At 46.0% G+C, this 21,106-nt stretch carries 17 protein-coding genes and 1 pseudogene; 10 read left to right on the top strand and 8 right to left on the bottom strand.

The genetic code is table 11. The features are described from left to right. Positions 1-297: 297 nt before the first annotated feature. Together BHV83_RS11755 and mscL are read left to right on the top strand one after the other, a co-directional pair. A pseudogene (locus tag BHV83_RS11755) lies at positions 298-683 on the top strand (hydroxylamine reductase); the annotation flags it as partial. A 72-nt stretch (positions 684-755) separates the two neighbouring features. Then, complete coding sequence (gene mscL / locus BHV83_RS11750) at positions 756-1,178, top strand: large-conductance mechanosensitive channel protein MscL (RefSeq protein ID WP_005648010.1); 423 nt, start codon at positions 756-758, stop codon at positions 1,176-1,178. Between the two features lie 121 nt (positions 1,179-1,299). On the opposite strand, the gene map is transcribed toward mscL, so the two are convergent. From map to BHV83_RS11735, 3 genes are all read right to left on the bottom strand, one after another. After that, entirely contained in the window at positions 1,300-2,160 is an 861-nt protein-coding gene (gene map, locus BHV83_RS11745; RefSeq protein WP_122122162.1) for a type I methionyl aminopeptidase, read from the bottom strand. A 33-nt stretch (positions 2,161-2,193) separates the two neighbouring features. Continuing rightward, entirely contained in the window at positions 2,194-3,204 is a 1,011-nt protein-coding gene (locus BHV83_RS11740; RefSeq protein WP_005648014.1) for an AI-2E family transporter, read from the bottom strand. Positions 3,205-3,277: 73 nt separating this feature from the next. Next, positions 3,278-4,138, bottom strand: a complete 861-nt coding sequence (locus tag BHV83_RS11735; RefSeq protein ID WP_005636995.1) for a phospholipase A — start codon at positions 4,136-4,138, stop codon at positions 3,278-3,280. Between the two features lie 155 nt (positions 4,139-4,293). On the opposite strand from BHV83_RS11735, the gene BHV83_RS11730 reads away from it, so the two are divergent. Beyond that, positions 4,294-6,087, top strand: coding sequence for a MutS family DNA mismatch repair protein (locus tag BHV83_RS11730; RefSeq protein ID WP_353743781.1), 1,794 nt, complete (start codon positions 4,294-4,296; stop codon positions 6,085-6,087). 472 nt (positions 6,088-6,559) lie between these two features. Here the strand turns inward: BHV83_RS11730 and BHV83_RS11725 are convergent, their stop codons facing one another. Then, entirely contained in the window at positions 6,560-7,357 is a 798-nt protein-coding gene (locus BHV83_RS11725; RefSeq protein WP_005637001.1) for a M48 family metallopeptidase, read from the bottom strand. A 182-nt stretch (positions 7,358-7,539) separates the two neighbouring features. On the opposite strand from BHV83_RS11725, the gene argR reads away from it, so the two are divergent. From argR to BHV83_RS11700, 5 genes are all read left to right on the top strand, one after another. Next, positions 7,540-7,983, top strand: a complete 444-nt coding sequence (argR, locus tag BHV83_RS11720; protein ID WP_005637004.1) for an arginine repressor — start codon at positions 7,540-7,542, stop codon at positions 7,981-7,983. Between the two features lie 72 nt (positions 7,984-8,055). After that, the gene (locus BHV83_RS11715; protein WP_005637006.1) at positions 8,056-8,637 is read left to right on the top strand and encodes a GNAT family N-acetyltransferase; all 582 of its coding nucleotides are present in this window, start codon (positions 8,056-8,058) and stop codon (positions 8,635-8,637) included. 42 nt (positions 8,638-8,679) lie between these two features. After that, positions 8,680-9,879 carry an argininosuccinate synthase gene (locus BHV83_RS11710; RefSeq protein WP_005637008.1) on the top strand — a complete coding sequence of 400 codons (1,200 nt, stop codon included), beginning with the start codon at positions 8,680-8,682 and terminating at the stop codon, positions 9,877-9,879. Then, a complete protein-coding gene (gene argC / locus BHV83_RS11705) occupies positions 9,876-10,844 on the top strand; it encodes an N-acetyl-gamma-glutamyl-phosphate reductase (RefSeq protein WP_005637011.1) in 969 nt (322 codons plus the stop codon). The genes BHV83_RS11710 and argC overlap by 4 nt, the downstream gene beginning before the upstream one ends. Before the next feature lie 178 nt (positions 10,845-11,022). Beyond that, positions 11,023-12,150 (top strand): aspartate aminotransferase family protein, encoded by a 1,128-nt coding sequence (locus BHV83_RS11700; protein WP_022321931.1) that lies wholly within the window; start codon positions 11,023-11,025, stop codon positions 12,148-12,150. Between the two features lie 147 nt (positions 12,151-12,297). Here BHV83_RS11700 and BHV83_RS11695 read toward each other — a convergent pair whose 3' ends face one another. The 3 genes from BHV83_RS11695 to BHV83_RS11685 form a co-directional block, all read right to left on the bottom strand. After that, positions 12,298-12,807 carry an FKBP-type peptidyl-prolyl cis-trans isomerase gene (locus BHV83_RS11695; RefSeq protein ID WP_195286774.1) on the bottom strand — a complete coding sequence of 170 codons (510 nt, stop codon included), beginning with the start codon at positions 12,805-12,807 and terminating at the stop codon, positions 12,298-12,300. A 72-nt stretch (positions 12,808-12,879) separates the two neighbouring features. Continuing rightward, the gene (locus BHV83_RS11690) at positions 12,880-15,168 is read right to left on the bottom strand and encodes a family 78 glycoside hydrolase catalytic domain (RefSeq protein WP_195286775.1); all 2,289 of its coding nucleotides are present in this window, start codon (positions 15,166-15,168) and stop codon (positions 12,880-12,882) included. Between the two features lie 129 nt (positions 15,169-15,297). After that, positions 15,298-16,572: a hypothetical protein gene (locus BHV83_RS11685; protein WP_229040323.1), complete on the bottom strand. Its 1,275-nt coding sequence runs from the start codon at positions 16,570-16,572 to the stop codon at positions 15,298-15,300. Between the two features lie 144 nt (positions 16,573-16,716). On the opposite strand from BHV83_RS11685, the gene BHV83_RS11680 reads away from it, so the two are divergent. Both BHV83_RS11680 and BHV83_RS11675 read left to right on the top strand, forming a co-directional pair. Beyond that, positions 16,717-19,026, top strand: coding sequence for a S9 family peptidase (locus tag BHV83_RS11680; RefSeq protein ID WP_122204145.1), 2,310 nt, complete (start codon positions 16,717-16,719; stop codon positions 19,024-19,026). Between the two features lie 87 nt (positions 19,027-19,113). Then, positions 19,114-19,683 carry a copper resistance protein NlpE gene (locus tag BHV83_RS11675; protein WP_005637025.1) on the top strand — a complete coding sequence of 190 codons (570 nt, stop codon included), beginning with the start codon at positions 19,114-19,116 and terminating at the stop codon, positions 19,681-19,683. 111 nt (positions 19,684-19,794) lie between these two features. Here the strand turns inward: BHV83_RS11675 and BHV83_RS11670 are convergent, their stop codons facing one another. Then, a complete protein-coding gene (locus BHV83_RS11670) occupies positions 19,795-21,012 on the bottom strand; it encodes a C1 family peptidase (RefSeq protein WP_005648033.1) in 1,218 nt (405 codons plus the stop codon). Positions 21,013-21,106: the final 94 nt, after the last annotated feature.

The following is a 21,106-nucleotide window of genomic DNA, read 5'->3' as shown; positions in this document are numbered from 1 at the left end:
TCATCATGTTAACTGCCGACCTTCTCGCTCGAATGCGGGTGCAAAAGTAATTCTTCTAATACAAACTTCCAAATGGTTTGAAAACTTTTTTATACGTTCCGCTCTGGATACAAATACTCTATCTTTAAGGTACGCAAGAAAAAATATTGGGATATTATCATGATAAAAAGGAAAATAAACAGCTGAGTTATTTTGCCATTTGCCTCAACTATTGCATACATAAGTTCTTCTATCACAACCAACTTTCCCGCATCATTCACCATTTGTCCCTGTAAAAGTCCTTTCAGAGTTGCCGGCCAGTTAGCATTAGCTGATAAAGTCGTCAATGCCGTGAAAAGCGGGGCAATCCGTAAGTTTGTCGTCATGGCCGGATGCGACGGGCGCATGAAAAACCGTAACTACTATACCGAATTTGCCGAACAATTGCCGGATGACTGCGTGATTCTGACAGCAGGTTGCGCCAAGTACCGGTACAACAAACTGCCGTTAGGAGATATCAACGGCATTCCCCGCGTACTGGATGCCGGACAATGCAACGACAGCTATTCACTAGCATTGATCGCCATGAAACTACAGGATGTATTCGGGTTGGAAGGAATGTAGCCAAAGTCCTGGTCGAAAATTTCGGGATCGACACCATACAAACTCCGGAAAAAGATATAGAACAGTTCATCATAGCATAAGATTCTCAAATTGTTTTGGATATCCACAACCAAACGTATACTTTTGTAGTTATAACATAAAAAGGTTAAATTATGAAGAAGATTCTACAAGAGTTCAAACAATTCGCCATGCGCGGCAACGTGATCGACATGGCTGTGGGTATCATTATCGGCGGTGCTTTCGGTAAAATCGTATCATCTGTCGTCGGTGACATCATCATGCCTGCTATCGGCCTGCTGATCGGAGGCGTAAACTTCACCGACTTAAAGATCATACTGAAACAGGCTGTAATGGACGGTGACAAAGTTGTCTCGCCAGCTGTTTCCATCAACTATGGAAACTTTTTGCAGGTGACTTTCGATTTCATCATTATCGCATTTTCTATTTTTATGTTAGTAAAAGGAATCAATGCCTTGAACAAGAAAAAAGAAGAAGCACCGGCAGCTCCGGCTCCTCCTCCAGCCGATATACAGTTGCTTACCGAGATACGTGATTTGTTGAAAGACAAAAAATAAGACGATATCAAAACACCTTTGTATCACGCTCTTTTAGGCACGGATTAAATTCCGTGCCTAAATCATGTCGATTAGTCAGCAGGATATTGTTTCGACATCTCCTTCCGCCAACCTATATCAATCAATAAGATAATATCTCAAGCCCCGTTTCCGTCATCAGGAACGTATGTTCCCATTGAGCGGAAGGCAGTTCATCTTCGGTAACGACTGTCCATCCGTCTTCTTCGTCAATAAAGACCTGCCAGGTTCCCATGTTGATCATCGGTTCGATCGTGAATACCATACCTGGAACCAGAAGCATCCCTGTCCCCTTTCGTCCGAAATGGCAGACCTCCGGTTCTTCATGGAACTCCAATCCGACACCATGACCGCATAAATCACGGACGACAGAATACCCGTTCTTCTCCGCATGGCGTTGGATGGCATTGCCGATATCACCGACAAAACCGAACGGTTTCGCCGCCTGCATACCGATTTCAAGACACTCTTTCGTCACCCGCACCAGCTTTTCCTTTTCAGATGTCGTTTTACCGATGATAAACATACGGGAAGCATCCGAGTAATACCCGTCCAAGATAGTCGAAACATCTACATTGATAATATCCCCCTCTTCCAATATCTCATCTTCACTGGGAATACCGTGGCAGACCACCTCGTTGACAGAAGTGCAGACGCTTTTCGGAAACCCTTCATAATTCAGAGGCGCCGGAATAGCCCCGTGCGAAACGGTATAATCATATACCAACTTATCGATCTCGGCAGTAGACATACCGGCCTTGATCTCTCTTGCAACCAAATCGAGCACCCCGGTATTCACCACACTGCTCCGGCGGATGCCTTCGATCTGTTCTGCTGTCTTGATCAGTTTGCGTGACGGCACCAGGTGGCCTTTATTCTGATAGTAAAGCACTTTTTTGTCTAATTCGGTAAGAGGCTGTCCTTTGATGATGTGCCAATTGTTTTTTATTCTTCTGCTATGCATGGCTTTGTTTATTTATCCATACAAAAGTAGCAGTTATCGGGCATTATCCAGATACTTTTCCTTGAATATATTGAAACAAAGTATAAAGATCGAAATCAGGAGCGGCCCAAAGATAATCCCCATAAAACCGAATAGAGACAAGCCGATGATCACACCGAATATGGTAATGAGCGGATGAGTATCCGCCATTTTTTTCTGCAAGATAAAACGAATCAGGTTATCCACATTCGTAATGATAATCAAAGCATAAGCCGTCAGTCCGGCAGCATTCACCCAATCTCCTGTCAACGTCATATAAAGAGCCAGCGGCAACCAGACCAACGCTGTACCTACAACCGGAATGATCGTGGCAAAACAGGTCAGAAAGCCGAAAAGGAAAGGACTCGGCACATCGAATATCCAATATCCGAGCAAAGCGATCAGCCCTTGGATGATGGCCAGCAACGGAATTCCGATTGCGTTGGAGGTGACGATCATATTGATCTCGTTCAAGACGTTTTTCTTATTCTCGTCACTAAAAGGCAAAATGCTGTAGACATACTTTTCCATCTTGGCACCACCAATCAGCATGAAATAAAGTATCAGCACCAGTACGGCCACATTGATGGCGAAACCGCTGATTCCTCCCATCAAGACCTGCCCTATCTTCGGGAGAATGGAGACAGCAGACATGATATTGGAGGTATCGAGCACGTCGTATCCGGTCCGTTGCTCGATCAGGTTCGCAATATGTTCCGCCGACTTGACCAATTGAGTCGGGTCCAGATTGAAATTTTGCAGTTTGTTGATAAATAACCAGACAGCCAGCGAAAGCGGTATCAAAAAACAGAGGATCGTTTCCAGCAACAGGATTACAGCAACGAAGCTACGCCGCAAATGTTTCTTTTCGGTCAGATACAACATTTGTTTCCTAACCAATATATAAATGGTACAAGCGCCCAAGATACCTCCCAGAAAAGGGATGAATTCCACAAAAAGAATCGTCCCCAGCACTACGATAATCGTAACCAGAGAGTATTTCCAGTATTGTTCCTTTACATTCATTTTGTTATTTTGCATTATTATACAATGTATATATAAATAACAATACAGGAGAGCGGTTGTTTATCGTCTTCTGTCAATACAGGCTGAAATCGGAAGGCTTGATAACGAAGCCTATCCTTATCATGCTTTTGAACTTATTATATTCCAATAGATTTTCCCCATAACCATTGTAATATTGCAGGAAGAAATATTGATTCTCATTATTGTTAAATTTGTAACTCAATTCGACCTGTGTGTTAAAGCTGGTCCAAGTCTTACGCTTCGTCAGGATCACACCACAATTAAAACGACGGTTGTCGGTCCGGTAATTGGCGGCGACCTGAAAGATCCCGTTATATTTCAGTAGGTCTTTATTATTCTCACCATCCACAATCGGTATCCAGGTCTTGAACTGTGCCTCCCAATTCGGCGAGAGGGTAATCGCAACCGCAAAAGTGACTTTATTCCAACTGCGGGAAGCGGTGCTGTCTTTCCCGTTCGATTCATGTTCGAGCATAAGATACCCTTTACCTATATATTTATTATGGTAGACGATCAGATGCCCCAGACCGATACCGGGATTAAAATTAAGGTCCTTCATGGGCAACGATTCCTGAAAGACATTCCAAAAAGCCTTCTGAGTGTACTGGATAAACAGATAAGTATCGAACGGCAATTTGCTTTTTGTCAGTCGTTGGGCGATACTCAACTGAAACTTCACGTCCGAATTGGCAGCAGTCGGTTTATGTCCGAGAGTCGTCCCTCCCACGAAGTAATTGTCCTTGAACAGGGTGAAATACGGCATCTTGTCCAAAATGCCGCGGATACTGTCGGCGTTATAAGCATTCGCCACGATCCTTTCCCCGATAGTTTCTCCTTTTTTTTCCTGTGCCGAGAGGGTACAGACCATCACAGACAGAAACAGAAGCATCACGATCCTTTTCATAAAACGCATCAAGTTTATTGAGTCGATAAAAACCTTAGCAAAGATATACGAATCAATGAATGATAATTCGCCTCTTTAGCACCTATATTGGTCATTTCGTTATCATTCTTTTAAATAAAACCAATTACAGAATGGTTAGTTCATTTTTATTTATCTTTGCAGGCATGGAAAAGATATACAACTATTACCAAGATATTGTCACGGCTTACACCCGCAGGGCCGATAACCTGAAGAAAAAAATTCATTTGCTCGGAAGCATCCGTTTGTTGTTGGTCGCCGGTCTGATCGCCATGGTCTGGTTCTTCAAATCCGAAGACTGGAAAGTGCTGGCCGGGATCGCCGTCTTGTTTACTATCCCGTTTATCGCTCTAATGGTCTGGCACACCAAGCTCTTCGCCCGGAAATGTTACGCCGAAGCACTGGCGAACCTGTGCAAAAACGAACTGAACGGGTTGGATTACGATTTCAGTGCGTTCGACGGAGCACCGGAAAAAAGTTCCGCAGAACATTCGTTCAGCCTTGATCTGGATTTGTTCGGAAACCATTCGCTTTTCCAGTCCGTCAACCGCACGGTTACTTTCATGGGAAAAGAGAAGCTGGCCGGCTGGTTTATGCAACCACTCACCGACAAGGCTATGATATTAAGACGCCAGGAAGCGATCCGCGAACTGGAATCGTTCACACAGCTCCGGCAACATTTCTATGTGACAGGCATTCTGCATCCGGGAAACAAGGACGACCAACAACTTATTTCTCTATTAAGTAAAGCGGCTCCCTGCTTGATCAACAATAAAATATGGAAACTGCTCATCTGTCTGATCCCTTCCATCTGGGTATTGGTCGCGATAGGATGTGCACTGAACCTGCTCCCGGTATCGATAGCCGGCATGTTCTTCGGATTGTCTTTCATTATCGCTTATCTCAATGCGAAGCAGATCGCTACGGTACACAATTCTTTGGACAGAATGGAGCAAATATTGCAGACTTATTCCGAGCTGATCAAATGTATCGAAGGTGAAAACTTTCAATCCGCCGAGCTCGCCGATATCCACAACCGGTTTGCAAGCGACGGGCAAACGGCCTCTTCGATCATCAAAAAACTCTCCGGACATATCGGTGCGCTGAACCAACGTTTCAGTGCAATCGGCGTCATACTGAATATTTTCACTTTGCGCGATACCCGCATGGCGATAAAGCTGGAAAAATGGAAGATAGAGCATGGAGAGGATACGGAACGTTGGTTCGAAGCATTGGCTTTGTTCGATGCTTACTGTTCGCTGGGTGGATTTGCCTTCAATCACCCGGAATACATTTATCCTGAGATAGCAGACGTATATTTCAAAATGGAAGGCAAAGCGCTCGGACATCCGTTACTGCGCCGGGACATATGCGTAAAGAATGACATCGAGATCCGGAAAAGTCCCTGGTTCCTGATTATTACGGGAGCGAATATGGCAGGAAAAAGCACTTACCTGCGTACCATCGGCGTCAACTATCTGCTCGGCTGTATCGGTGCTCCGGTTTGTGCGGCGTCTCTGACTTTATATCCGGCCCGGATGGTGACCAGCCTGCGTACTTCCGATTCTCTTGCAAGCAATGAGTCTTATTTCTTTGCCGAACTGAAACGGCTGAAGATGATTATCGATCGCTTGCAACAGGGCGAACAGCTATTCATCATTTTAGATGAAATCCTGAAAGGGACCAATTCGATCGACAAACAAAAAGGTTCCCTTGCTTTGATGAAACAGCTGGTAGCGAATCAGGCTTGCGGTATCATTGCCACACACGATCTGGCGTTAGGCGAACTTGAAAAGGAATTCCCGAACCAGATCAAGAATTATCGTTTTGAGGCCGATATCCAAGACAACGAACTGACATTTTCCTACCAACTCAGAGAAGGGATAGCCCAAAATATGAATGCCTGCTTCTTGATGAAGAAGATGGGGATAACGGTATAACATGCCTATACCGAAGAAATTTTATGGCCCACCCTAATCATTCAGGACAAAGACAATGATAAGACATGTCACCAAAACAGACAATAACCCTTATTGGGACTTTTGACAGATGAATGTTGGTAGTAAAAAACGGCTTCACCGTTTGCGTTTGCCTTCATCAGGGATAAAGTCGGCCTCGGAAGGTCCTATTTAAAAGACAATTGCCATGCTACTGTTATCAAACAGCCAGCCCACAGACCTTTTGCCTTTAGTCGAAAACCTTTTCGCCCTTGGTCAAAAGCCCTTTCGACACTGGTCAAAAACCTTTTCGACTAAGGGCGAAAAGCAAAGGAGTGGTAGTAATGCTGTTAATACCTGTGTATTTGTTGATTAATTAATATTGTAGTGTCCTTGTTTTTCTCTTAAATATATAGAGGTAAAACGGGGAGGCATGGCCAATCTAAATCAGGACAAGACATATCATGGTGACAAATCATTTCTTTACCCTGTACTTCTCTATCTCCGGTAAATGCTGCTTAATCTCATTAATACGGGTGGCATCACTGGGGTGCGTGCTCATAAATTCAGGAGTGGAGCCGGATTTGCCGGCTGACATTTTTTGCCAGAAGTTGACGGCAACTGCGGGATTATAGCCGGCCATTGCCATAAAGACCAGTCCCATATAATCCGCCTCGGATTCGTGTTTGCGTGAGAATGGCAACATAACACCGTATTGAGCACCCAAGCCATAAACGGAAGCACCGATCTTCTGGACAGCAGCCGACTTATTACTTAACGCCTGCCCCAATATCTGCGCACCGTATTGTGCCATCAACTGCTGACTCATACGCTCGTTGCTGTGTTTGGCTACGGCATGCGCCACTTCATGACCGACCACGACGGCCAATTCATCGTCCGACGAAACCAACTGCATCAGTCCTTCATAGACAACGATTTTACCCCCCGGCATGCAAAACGCGTTGACCTGCGGATCGTTCACCAAGTTAAACTCCCATGCAAAATTCTTGATTTCGCTCTCCAACCCGTTGTTTCTCAGATATTGTTCAGTAGCGGCCGCTATCTTTTTACCAACACGTGTCACCATAGCGGCACCGTCTTTCGATGATGATTTCTTAGCCGATTTCATATAATCAGAATATTGGGTCAGGCTGGACGACAGCACTTCCTGATCCGAAACAAGCAAAACCTGCTTTCTTCCGGTCAACGGGACACTTCCGCAACTGCTTAGCAACAGCAACATGGCGACGAATAAACTTGTAATCTTCTTCATTTTTTATCCTTTATTTATACTATTTGCAAAATTATGATTTCTCTTCATAATAAACAATTCGTAAAGGCTTTTTGCTCAAGAGATAAAGAATATGAAGATTTATACAAAAAAAGAAGGCACACTTGCATAATTATTCAATTATACTCTTTATATTTGCAGCCTTGTTGCATAAATATACAAGTATGAGTACAAAAAAAGAACGATTGGATGCCATCTGCCGCATTATACAGACAGAGAAAATAGGAAATCAGGAAGAGCTGCTTAAACAGTTGGAAAATAGCGGATTCCAGGTTACCCAAGCGACCCTGTCACGCGACATAAAGCAACTGAAAGTCATCAAAGTACATGACGGGGACGGAAATTATGTATATCGCCTGCCCGATTATTCAGCACTTATGCAACCAGTGAAAGAGCAAACGCAGTATCATCCCAACATCGAGTTTTCGGGTAATCTGGCCGTTGTCAAGACCCGCCCGGGATATGCAATGGGGATTGCTTCGGATATCGATACGCATGCGCCCTGCGAAATACTGGGCACGATTGCCGGAGACGACACGATCCTGATCATCCCGCGCGAAGGGATCAGCCGGGACAAGATCGTAAAAGCATTGGCTCATTTTATATAATATATATATAATGTATAGGGAACTGATCGTTTGTTCCCACTAACAACAGAAGATAAAAGAACAAACATAAAAATGGAACAAGAAAGAAAAATTGATGTGATGATCGCTGAAGCCTGTCACGAGGAATATGTAGATATCATCCTCGACACGATCGAAGCCGCCGCCAAAGTGCGCGGAACCGGTATCGCCAAGCGTACACATGAATACGTTGCCCAAAAGATGAAGGAAGGAAAAGCCGTCATTGCTTTAGAAGGTAACAAATTTGCAGGTTTCAGCTATATCGAGTCTTGGGGTAACAAACAATATGTGACCACCTCCGGCCTGATCGTGCATCCCGACTTTCGAGGATTGGGCATTGCCAAAAGAATCAAGGAGATGACCTTCCAGCTGGCCCGTATGCGCTGGCCTCACGCCAAGATTTTTAGTCTGACTTCGGGTGCTGCCGTCATGAAAATGAATACGGAATTAGGATATGTGCCGGTTACCTTTGCCGACCTGACAGACGACGAGGCTTTCTGGAGAGGTTGCGAAGGCTGTGTCAACCATGATATCCTCGAACGTACCGGCCGCCGTTACTGCATCTGTACCGGAATGCTCTTCGATCCGGACGATCCTCATCGGGCCGAGAGAGAGGCGAGGGAAATTAAGAATTAAAAATTAAGAATTAAAAAATAAAGATCAATACAGGTATACAAAATGAAGAAAAAAGTAGTAGTCGCATTTAGTGGGGGATTGGATACATCTTTTACTGTTATGTATCTGGCCAAGGAAAAAGGATATGAAGTGTATGCAGCTTGTGCCAACACAGGCGGTTTCAGCGAAGAACAGTTGAAACAAAACGAAGAAAACGCCTATAAGTTAGGGGCAACTAAATATGTGACAATTGACGTAACAAAAGAATATTATGAAAAGAGCCTGAAATATATGGTCTTCGGAAATGTACTCCGTAACGGTACTTATCCGATCTCCGTCAGTTCGGAACGTATTTTTCAGGCGTTGGCAATCGCCCGCTATGCAAACGAGATCGGTGCCGATGCGATCGCCCACGGTTCCACAGGAGCCGGAAACGACCAGATCCGCTTCGACATGACATTCTTGGTGCTGGCTCCGAATGTCGAGATCATCACGCTGACACGCGATATGGCATTGAGCCGCGACTACGAAATCAACTATCTGAAAGAACATGGCTTCGAAGCAGACTTCACGAAACTGAAATATTCCTACAATGTAGGTTTGTGGGGAACTTCCATCTGCGGCGGCGAAATTCTCGACTCCACACAAGGTCTGCCGGAAAGTGCTTATTTGAAACAAGTGACAAAGACTGGCAGCGAAGAACTTCGTCTTGAATTCAAAAACGGTGAAATCCATGCCGTGAACGGTAAAGTATTCGAAGACAAAATCGCTGCCATCCAGAAGGTGGAAGAAATCGGTGCTGCATACGGTATCGGCCGTGACATGCATGTGGGAGATACGATCATCGGCATCAAAGGACGTGTAGGATTTGAAGCAGCCGCTCCAATGCTGATTATCGGCGCTCATCGCTTCCTCGAAAAATATACGCTTAGCAAATGGCAGCAATACTGGAAAGACCAGGTTGCCAACTGGTATGGAATGTTCCTCCACGAAAGCCAGTATCTCGAACCGGTTATGCGCGACATTGAAGCTATGTTGCAGGAATCACAGCGCAATGTGAACGGTACTGTCATTTTGGAACTTCGCCCGCTTTCGTTCTCGACTGTCGGCGTCGATTCAAAAGACGATCTGGTAAAGACCAAGTTCGGAGAATACGGAGAAATGCAGAAAGGTTGGACAGCCGAAGATGCAAAAGGTTTCATCAAGGTCACTTCCACTCCACTGCGTGTTTATTACAACAACCATAAGGACGAAGAAATATGATCAAAGTCGGGATTATTGGAGGTGCAGGATATACGGCAGGCGAATTGATCCGCTTGCTGCTGAATCATCCGGACGCCGAGATTACATTTGTGAACAGTACGAGCAATGCCGGCAACAAGATCACGGACGTGCATAGCGGACTGTATGGCGAAACAGATTTGATATTTACCGATGAACTGCCGCTGGACCAGATCGACCTCCTTTTCTTCTGTACCGCTCACGGCGATACGAAGAAGTTCATGGAGAGTCATACCGTACCCGAAAACGTGAAGATCATCGATCTCAGTATGGACTACCGCATCGAAAGCCCTGAACACGATTTCGTCTACGGCCTGCCCGAACTGAACCGACGCCGTATCTGCAACGCACAGCATATTGCAAACCCCGGATGTTTTGCCACCTGTATCCAATTAGCTGTTTTACCACTGGCCAAGCATCTGATGCTGAACTCGGATTTGCATGTAAATGCAATCACGGGATCGACAGGAGCTGGAGTCAAACCGTCGTCCACTTCTCATTTCAGCTGGCGAAACGATAACATCTCGATTTACAAACCGTTCACGCATCAGCATCTGGCAGAAATCGGACAGAGTCTACGGCAATTGCAGAACAGCTTCAACAGTATGGTCAACTTTATCCCGGTGAGAGGTAATTTCTCACGAGGTATCTTTGCCACGACTTATCTGGATTGCAAAATCGGACTGGATGAGATCAAGCGTATTTATGAAGAATACTACGCTGATCACTCTTTCACTTTCATCACCGACAAGAACCCGGATCTGAAACAAGTGGTAAATACGAACAAGTGCTTGATCTATCTGTTGAAACAGGAAGACAAGCTGCTGATCGTTTCGATGATAGACAACCTGCTGAAGGGAGCGAGCGGCCAAGCAGTCCACAACATGAACCTCCTCTTCGGCTTGGAAGAGACGGTAGGGTTGCATCTGAAGCCTTCAGCGTTTTAATTAATATACAAATGATGATTTATCGGTGAGCAAACAGGCTAAGCTGCTCTTTATGTCGCAGATTCTCTTTTGCCGTCTGCTTCAGCAGACGGCAAAAGAGAGAACCGGAGTAGACCGGACGGTTAAGGCTTGATCCAAAAGTAACCGATAAATCATCATTTATAAACATTTTTACATTATGAATCTATTCGACGTATATCCATTATTCAATATAGAGATTGTCAAAGGCAAGGGATGTCATGTATGGGATACAGAGGGAAACGAATACCTCGACCTGTATGGCGGACATGCCGTAATCTCGGTCGGCCATAGCCATCCTACTTATGTAAAGGCTATCACCGAACAAGTAAACAAGTTAGGATTCTATTCCAACTCCGTCATCAACAGTCTCCAACAGAAATTGGCAGACAAATTGGGTAAGGCATCCGGTTATGACGACTATTCGCTCTTCTTGATCAACTCAGGAGCCGAAGCCAATGAAAATGCTTTGAAATTAGCCTCTTTCCACAACGGAAAGAAACGTGTGATTGCTTTCAAACATGCCTTCCACGGACGTACGTCTGCTGCCGTACGCGTGACAGACAATCCGAAAATCATCGCTCCGGTAAATGAGGATCTCGCCGTAACCTATCTACCTCTGAATGACGCGACAGCAGTAGAAGCCGAATTGCAGAAGGGGGACGTTTCTTCGGTTATTATCGAAGGTATTCAAGGCGTGGGCGGCATCCAGTTGCCAACCGATTCCTTTATGCAGGAACTGCGCGCCTTGTGTACGAAATATGAAGCCTGCCTGATTCTTGATGAAATCCAGTCGGGATACGGACGCAGCGGTAAGTTCTTCGCCCACCAGTATGCCGGAATCAAACCGGACCTGATTTCGGTGGCAAAAGGTATCGGCAACGGTTTCCCTATGAGCGGATTGCTGATCAGCCCGATGTTCAAACCGGTATACGGGATGTTAGGCACAACTTTCGGAGGCAATCATTTAGCTTGTGCAGCCGCCATTGCCGTACTGGAGATCATGGAAGATGAAAAGCTGATCGACAATGCGCGGGAAGTAGGAGCTTACCTGTTGGATGAATTGCATAAGCTACCGGGAATTAAAGAGATTCGCGGACGTGGTCTGATGATCGGTATCGAGTTCGAAGAATCGATCAAGGAAGTACGCAGCAAGTTGCTGTTCGAAGAGAAGGTATTTACGGGAGTAGCCGGAACCAACACGATCCGTCTGTTGCCGCCACTCTGTCTGAGCATGGACGAGGCAAAGGAATTCATCGTACGATTCCGCAAGGTGCTGAATGCTTAAAAAAGAAGACGGTTTGCCAACCATCGCTATACAGCTTAATTGTTTCTTTATATAAATAAGATCCACCATCGGAGCTTCCGGTTGGTGGATCTTTGATTTTTTGGGAGGACAATAACTGATAAATCAGCAGTTACATTCTTCATCCAATCAATTGAACTTCTCTATCGTATAGGTGAAGATCAAGGTTGAACCAGCAGGAACCCCTCTGTAATCATAATAGCCATATCCCAAGTTAGCTGGGATAATCGCCTCAACCCGTTCGCCAATAGTATTATTCAACAATATTGCTCCCAACCCCGGTACGACGCCAGCAGGAGTAAGCGTCATCGTCATCTCCTTCTGGAAATTCTGGCCGCTGATAAAATCACCTTTCAAGATCATTGTTACAGGAGTCTGGCTCGTCGGGCATTGCGTTTCCTCTCCTTCCTTACCCAAAACACGATACAAGGCGGTGTCACCGCCTAAAACGATTTGCTTGTAAAGCAGCTCCCCATCGTCTCCCTTCAATACTTTCTTTTCGCGGATGAACTCAAGGTTCTTCTCGAAATAGGCAATCTGTTCGGCAGAGAAGCCTTTGTCATCATCCCCACAGGCGGTAAACCCGACTGCCATCACCATCATTATCAAGCTGATTACGGCATAAATAGATCTCTTCATTTGTTCTTCAGTCTTTTATTGTTTTGAAGGCGCAAAGATAGCATACAAAGCAATACGGTACAAACGGGACGGTCAATTCACCACAAAAGTATAGCTGCCGGAACCGATCTTCCCGGCATAAAGGAATGGCTCGCCCTTCACGCGGGAAACTTTCACCGGAGCACCATTATTCGTCACGGTGTATTTGCCGGACGGGAGCGGAAGATACACTTCGGCATCCATATTGGCAGGAATCGTCACCTTCAGAATATAGGCGTCCGCCTTATTCTCCACCTCCATACGGATCGCCCCCCGGATCGTCGGAATCGTTGCCTCCGCCCATTCGAGCGAAGCAAGCTGCGGTTTGATACGGGCAGTGCCGAAACCGGGCGTAAGAGGCTCCACTCCCATCAGGCGACGCGGGATGATATTGGCAGGAGCCGCTCCCCAGGCATGGTTCCAGTCTTGGTTTGGCTTGTACTTGTTGTCCCAGGCTTCAAGCGAGATAGTCGAGCCGACACGGATCATATTATACCAACTGCGGTCGTCCGTCTTGGTCAACATATGCAAAGCATATTCGGCATCATTCGCTTCATAGAGGGCGTCCATCAGGAATTGCGAGCCATAGACGCTGCAAGCCATCCCGCGGGTTTGGATAAAATCGACGACATTTTGCTTCTTTCCGGCCGGAACCAGATCGAACGCCAACGGGAACATATTGCCATGTAGGGAAGCATGGTCGGTGTCGGCAGCAAGACCATCCGTGAAATACCCCTTGCGAACATCAAAGAACGAACGGATGAACCGTTTTTTGAAAGCGTCCGATTCGGATGCATAAAAAGCGACATCATCCTGCTTATCCAATGCACCGGCAATACCTTCCATCTGCTTCAAAGCCGCGTAATGCCAGGCGTTCGTCACTACATTATAATCGGTAAAAGCAAATCCGTCGTCTTCTCCTCCTTGCTTCTTTCCCAAACCGAGTATTCCGGTATGCGGCCAGTCCACAATATCCCGTATCTGCCCCTTAAAACGGATGGAACGAAGGAAATCGTCCGTCTGCAATCCGGTCGTCGTGCTGATCAACCCGTTCTTCTCGCGGAGAGCCATCAAGATACGCGGTTTCAGCAATTCGTAACTGGATTCGAGCGAACGGCTATCGCCCGTATACAGATAATCGTACCAGGCTATCGACAACGCCTGCAAGATCCATTCGGTCGGCCATGTCGGATATTGCAGCAGGTATTCATGCGAGCGACGGGCAATCGCATATTCACGATCCACCCCATAGTGGCAAAGCTGGTTGATCAGGGCATCCGCCTCATAAGGAATACGTTCGCGGTCGCCATCTACATAAATCCCGGAGAATGAAGTGGCCCGGACAGAATATTTGCAGAGATCCCAGATCTGATTCAACGTATCGTTAGAACAACGGAAAGAAGAAGCCGTCTCATCAAACGGATAATGCACCGTCTCGCGGACAACCGATGCAGGTGTGAGAGGCGCCTCATACCCTTCGATCTCGCAATAGCGGAAAGGGACGACTTCGCCCACATATTCCGGTATCAACACGGCAGCCGATCCGGTATTCCGTTTATCTTTCTTGATCTTGATCCGGTATGTGTTCGTCCCCTTCAACAAAGCCAACGGATAGCGGTGATAACGAATTGTCGATTTACCCGGATCACGCAGGATGCGTCCTCCTTCGAGACATTCCCCTAAATGCACGACCACCGAATCGCGCGTACCATCGGATGCCAACGTCAGCACCAACTGCCCGAAAGCATCTTTCCCGAAGTCGACAAGGCACGTACCGGGACGGATTTCCGTTATTCCGACCGGAAACTCCATCGTCTTCACCTGTGGGTAGTAGGCTGTTTCATATTCGGACAGGCGGTCAGCAGTGCGAAAAGCCTTCACTTCGGACCATTCGCTTTCCCCCTCGGTATTGGTCACCGTCTTTACCCGCCAGAAATAGGATTTACCCGGTTTCAATGCTTCACCGGCGTAACGGACAGCTACGGACCGATCGCTCCCGACCACCCCGCTGTCCCACAGATTACCTCTTCCAGAAGCAGCATCTTCACGGTTATCGGCCACGATCACGCGATAAGCGGTTTGTCGTGTTCCTCCGGTTTCGCCCGGTACGATCCAGGAAAAGGCGGGATGTGATGAACGGATGGCGGCATATTGCAACGGTTCGATCGCCTCTTCGAGCTGCCAGACCGGAAGATTCGACGCGTATCCGTTCTGCCACGTCTGCCCGGTATGTTCAATCAGGTCAGTCATCAGCCCAAAAGGTTTCTTGTCGGCAGCCTGCAGGCAAAGAGCCGAAAAGGCGAAAGAGACTAATAAGGTAAGGCGGTTCAGTAATGTACTCATGGTATTTTTCTTTTTTTCGTAATTCGGGGATAAAGATAGAGCGAGTAAGAGATTCATCCCCTCATATATCTGACATTTTTCTTTTGAAAAATGCACAAAAAACAGGCTGGCTTATAAATGCTGCACAAGCTATTTCCTCGTTTTGACCATTAGGGACAAAAGAACCATCCGACGTACAGAAGTGGCAGATTTACCTTCTCTTTGTGCAATCTCGTAGATACTTTCCCCCTTCAGGAAAGAGGTAACGATGTGACGGGTTTTCTCACCGCGAACAGAAGCGACCAGCTCCTTCGTTATTTTTTCATATAAAGGGTTCATGCTGTTCAAAGAGCGGATGATGAAGAGGACCTGTTCGTTCTTTTCGATCTCGGCATAGAGTTGACGCTGGATTTCGATATTTTCATTTATCAATTCATCTCTCTGCTTGTTCATTCCAACCAGCTCACTATGCAACCATCTCTCTTCACGTTTCAACAACGCCTCATTCTCCTGCAACCGACTTTTCCGCCGCTCGTATTCGAATTCCTGTTCCATCAGCCTTTCATAGGCATCCTTTATTTTATTATCTTTCAGTTCTTCCTCCCATCTTTTCAAATTAGAGATCTGCTCTAAGACTAATTTCTTATTCTTTATCAAATAGTAGAATCGGGGATAAAGTTCTTCTACCATTTTTTTATTCGTTTCAAACTTTTCTTCTTTTTCCTTTAAGCTCTTCTCTGCTTTCATTATCTTGTCAAACATTTTATCCACGTACTCGATATTAGCATACTGGTATTCCATTTTAGCCTTTTCTTTCCTAAACAACTCCGCCATGCCTTTCAGGCTTGGCTCGGTAAATTCGAAAGTGACCCGGAACGCTTTCTCAAGTTCATCGACAATGCCAGTCACGGTATCGAAAACATCGTTTTTGCCTTCATGCAAGGAGTAATAAACGTCAAGCCGCTTCTTAAGGTGAATGCTCTCTTGATAAAAAGACTCGTTCTTTGCTTCCAAATCGGAAATACACGCCCTTGCTTTCTCCAACTTCAGGTTCAAAGTGTCTACATCCTTCTGAGATGAAGTTTTTCTTTTCCTTAAATATTGAGCGTTCTTCGCTTTCACAAAATTCTCATAAGACTTCTTCAAATCCTTATTTTCATTGAGGAGCTCCGAATACATGCGAAAATACTCATTTCTTTCTGCCTTCGCTCCATCATATAACTTTCTTAAGTTACCATATTCTTCTTTCCCTTCAATATTCATTTTTTTGTAAGAATCCACTTCTTTCTGCTTTAATTCCAGATCCTCACAAAATTTCTTATTTTCATCCAACGCAGACTTCAATAATTCACGAAGCATTTTGTTCTCATCCAAAAGAGATTCATGCTTTTCTCCCAACATATTTTCTTTTATATCTTCTAACATAATCACCGTTTTTTGTTTTTTCATCAAAAGTTCTGCAATTTAACAATTTATTAAAAACATCCACTTACTTTTTTCATTTCCTTTGCTTATCTTATAAAACATTCCGTTCTTTGCACACTAATAATCATAGAAAAACCAATATACATGAAACTAAACAAACTCATTATTCCGGTAGCATGCATCCTGTTGGCCGGAAATGCAAGCATGGCACAGGTAATCATGCCGTGGGAAAACCGGACAGAGACAGACGGCGATCCGTTTGCGAAAGGCGAAACGACCGCCACAAAGGGCAAACTCCACCTCGAAGAAATCATAGGCGGACGGCTCATACAGACAAAAGGAATCGGCGCCATGACATGGATGAAGGATGGCGAGCGATACAGCCGGATGGAACCAAACGCTGAAACAGGCGGTATGGACATTGTCGCCTACCGCGCCAAAGACAACCGGAGGGAAGTCATCATTCCCTCTTCCATGTTTATCAACAAAGAAACCGGGAAGCCAATTGCCATCCGCAGCATCTCTTGGAGCACCGACAACGGGAAGGTCTTAATCTATAACAATACAAAACGGGTATGGCGTTACGACACGAGGGGTGACTACTGGGTACTGACTCTGAAAGACGGGACTTTGCGCCAATTGGGGAAGGGACTGCCCGAATCATCGATGATGTTTGCAAAATTCTCGCCTGACGGAACACGTGTGGCTTTCGTTTCGAACAATAATATATATGTAGAAGATGTCGCTTCCGGCCAGATCACTCAGCTGACCCATGACGGGAGCCAGACGATCGTGAACGGTACATTCGACTGGGTGTATGAAGAAGAATTCGCCTGCCGCGACGGTTTCCGATGGAGTCCGGACGGACAATATATCGCCTACTGGCAAAGCGACACAAAAGGAACGGGGGTGTTCGACATCATCAATAATGTGGATTCCATCTACCCGACCATCTTGCATTTCCCTTATCCGAAGGCAGGCAGCACGAACTCGGCAGTCAAAGTGGGCTATCTTCCGGCAGCCGGGGGAGCGACAACCTGGATAGAGATTCCCGGCGATCCGCGAAACAACTACATTCCCCGTATGGAGTTTATCCCCGGAAGCAACGAACTGTTCATCCAACAGATGAACCGTCCTCAGAACACGAACAAAGTATGGATCGCCCGCATCGGTAGCCCTACACCTCAAAATATCTTCACCGACACAGATGCAGCATGGCTGGACACGAACGACAATATCCAATGGCTGAAGGACAATACTTGGTTCACCTGGGAGAGCGAACGCAACGGATGGCGCCACCTCTATCGCATCAGCCGGGACGGGAAGGAGATACAGCCGGTTACGAAAGGCGACTTCGACTATATATCGCCGGTCGGGACGGATCTTCAGAAGGGACTGGTATATTTTATCGCTTCACCGGAAAACTATACCCAACGTTATCTCTACAGTGCCGAACTTTTCGGAAAAGGAGAAGTGAAACGGCTCAGTCCGGCAGGACAGCCGGGACAGCATCGTTATAATATGTCGCCTACCGGAAAATGGGCGGTCCATACCTATAGCAATGCGGCAACCCCTTCAATGATCGACATGGTTTCCTTCCCCAAGCATCAGTCTGTAAGGATGATAGAGGACAATGCAAAGGCACGCGAACAATATGCTGCGCTGGGGCTGAACCCGAAAGAGTTTGTCAAAGTGACCTCCGGCAATCTCGAACTGGATGCTTGGATGATCAAACCGGTCAACTTCGATCCGACAAAGAAATACCCCGTCATCATAGAGGTCTATGGCGAACCGGCCAGTTCGACCGTACAGGATGTATGGAGCGGTGGTGATCTCTGGAACCAATATGTCGCCAACCTCGGATATATCGTTGTCAGCATCGACAACCGAGGAGCCAACACTCCGCGCGGCCGCGAATGGCGTAAATGCATCTATGGCGAGGTCGGCACGTTCGCATCCGAAGACCAGGCACGAGGCATCCAAGATATGGCACGCCGTTACCCGTTTATCGACGCGAACCGTATCGGCATTACCGGATGGAGCGGCGGCGGAAGCCAGACACTGAACTCTATGTTCCGTTATCCGGACGTCTTCCATACGGGTATCGCCATCGCTTTCGTTGCCGACCAACGCACCTACGACACGATTTATCAGGAACGGTACATGAACACACCTCAAAACAATCCGGAAGGTTACCGAAAAGGTTCTCCTATCACATACGCATCCGGACTGAAAGGGAACCTGCTCCTGATACACGGTACTGGCGACGATAACGTCCACTATCAGAACTGCGAGATGCTGGTCGACGAGCTGGTGAAACATGGCAAGATGTTCAGCCAAGTAAGCTATCCGATGCGCAGCCACGGCATTTACGAACGTCCTGGCACAACCCTGCACTTACGAATGACGATGGCCAAATACTGGCTGGACCATCTGCCCGCCGGCGGTAGATAGTTAAAAAGACCCTCTGCAAAAACAAAAGGCAGGGGGTCTTTTGTTATATCTCCAAAAGTCACTAAATCTCTAAATAAAAAGTACAAAATGAAAAAGTATTTTATCGCAGTAGCAGCACTGGCATTTTTGGCTGCATGTAACGGGAAGGCAGCAAAAGACACTCCCGTGTTAGTTGAAGAAGAAAGTATTGCCGTCGCCGAAGCGGCTCCCGATGCTCCTTCTCTGCCGGAGCTACCAGTTGTAAAAGCTAAACCGGCAAAGCCGGTCAATATGCGCGACTCCTTGAAACTGGATCCGAAAAAGGGGGCAGTCGTACAAAAAAAATATAAAGGGACTATTCCTGCCGCCGATGGACCTGGTATCGTTTACGACCTGACATTGTTCTATCAGCAAGATAGCGATGACGGCGTTTATGAATTGGACGCCACTTATCTGGAAGCCGAAAACGGCAAAGACCAGACATTCACTTCTACCGGTAAACGCCAAGTGAAAAAAGGAACTCCTGCTGATGCAAGCGCAGTCATATATGAACTGATCCCAAGTGATGGCAGCATGGTATTTTATTTCCAGGCAGAAGGGGATAGCCTGACCATGCTGAACCAAGAATTACAAAAAGCCGCCTCCGACCTTAATTACACGCTAAAGCTCGTACAATAATCGATACATCTTCACAGCACATCTTTTATATAAACAGAAAAGAGGCACTCCGATTCCTGGAGGCCTCTTTTCTGTTTATGATTTGTAAATTGGAATAGCAATAGGGATAAATCATTTGATTCCTAATTTCGCTTTGATCGCTTTAGGAAGTGCATCTTTGTGAACAACGATGTTCATAGTCTTGTAACGGACAAATGCCTTGGATGCATACCAAATGCCTTCATACTTATTGGAAGTACCCCAAGAGTTCTTCACCATGTAGTATTCATTGCCTTCCTGGTCTTTAGCGATACCATAGATCTGCATACCGTGGTCATCAGTCGTTTCGTAGTTGTCATAAGCCAACTGGCGTTCTTCCTGCGTGCACCATTTCTGTGGTTGAGGTTTTGTATTCAGTTTCTTTTCTTCCGGTTTCAATTTCAGCCAATGAGCCATATCGGAGCCACTCAACTCCTGAACCTTGTCATTGTCAGGCATAACGGCTACACCATCACGGGTAAAGCCGGATTCGCTCACGTCAGAACCCCAGGCAATCGTATAGCCGGTATTGATAGCATTGTCGAACACTTCCATCAATTCGTCGATAGGCAAGTTGTAAGACAATCCATGACGCCAGTTATCCTGGACTTCGATCGGGAATTGGGTATAGAACGGACGATGTGTATAAGATGTCAAAGACACATAGTCGGAAGGATTCAAACCGGTTGACTTATAGAAAGACTGCGGAGTATATTCTTTACCTTTATAAGTAAATTTCTCTGGAGCCTTGCCCAAATAAATTTCGTGAACGGCAGCAACCGCTTTTTTCCACAACATGGCGTTATTCTCATCTGATTGCAATTTACGCAGTTTGCCTTTGGCTACAGCTGCGACCATTGCATCTGCAAGGGCGGAAAGTTCGGTATGGTTGCTCAACGTATCGCCATACATCACACCCGGACGCATTTCTTCTTCCGGAACCAGGCCAAAAGCCTCCATTCCATAAATCACGTCATAGAAAGAACCGCCTTGTGAAAAGGAAACGTCCCCGTGAGTACGCACAGCTGCATCCGCACGATCCAGATAAGTATTGTAAACCGTAAACATTTCGGATAAATCATATTCACCCTTTCCCATACGAAGCAATTCAGATTCCAGGAATGCCATTGTCGAATAACACCAACAAGTTCCGGCTCGATTCTGGTTCTTAATCGAAGTGATCGGATTCTCCTTCACTGTCGTAAAAACAAACCCTTCTTCATTTTCCTTCTTCCCTGATTCTTGTGCATGGATTGTTGCAGACATCGTCATGGCGAACAGCATACCAACCGCAATAATTGTCTTTTTCATGTAAATCTATTTATATTATGTTATTAGATTAATTTTGAAGGGCAAAGATACGATTAAATTGACAATGGGCAATGGACAATTGACAATTTAAACT

This window comes from Parabacteroides sp. merdae-related_45_40, assembly GCF_001915675.1.
The sequence above is the reverse complement of the archived record's forward strand: the minus strand, read 5'-3'. Positions and strand labels throughout refer to the sequence as shown.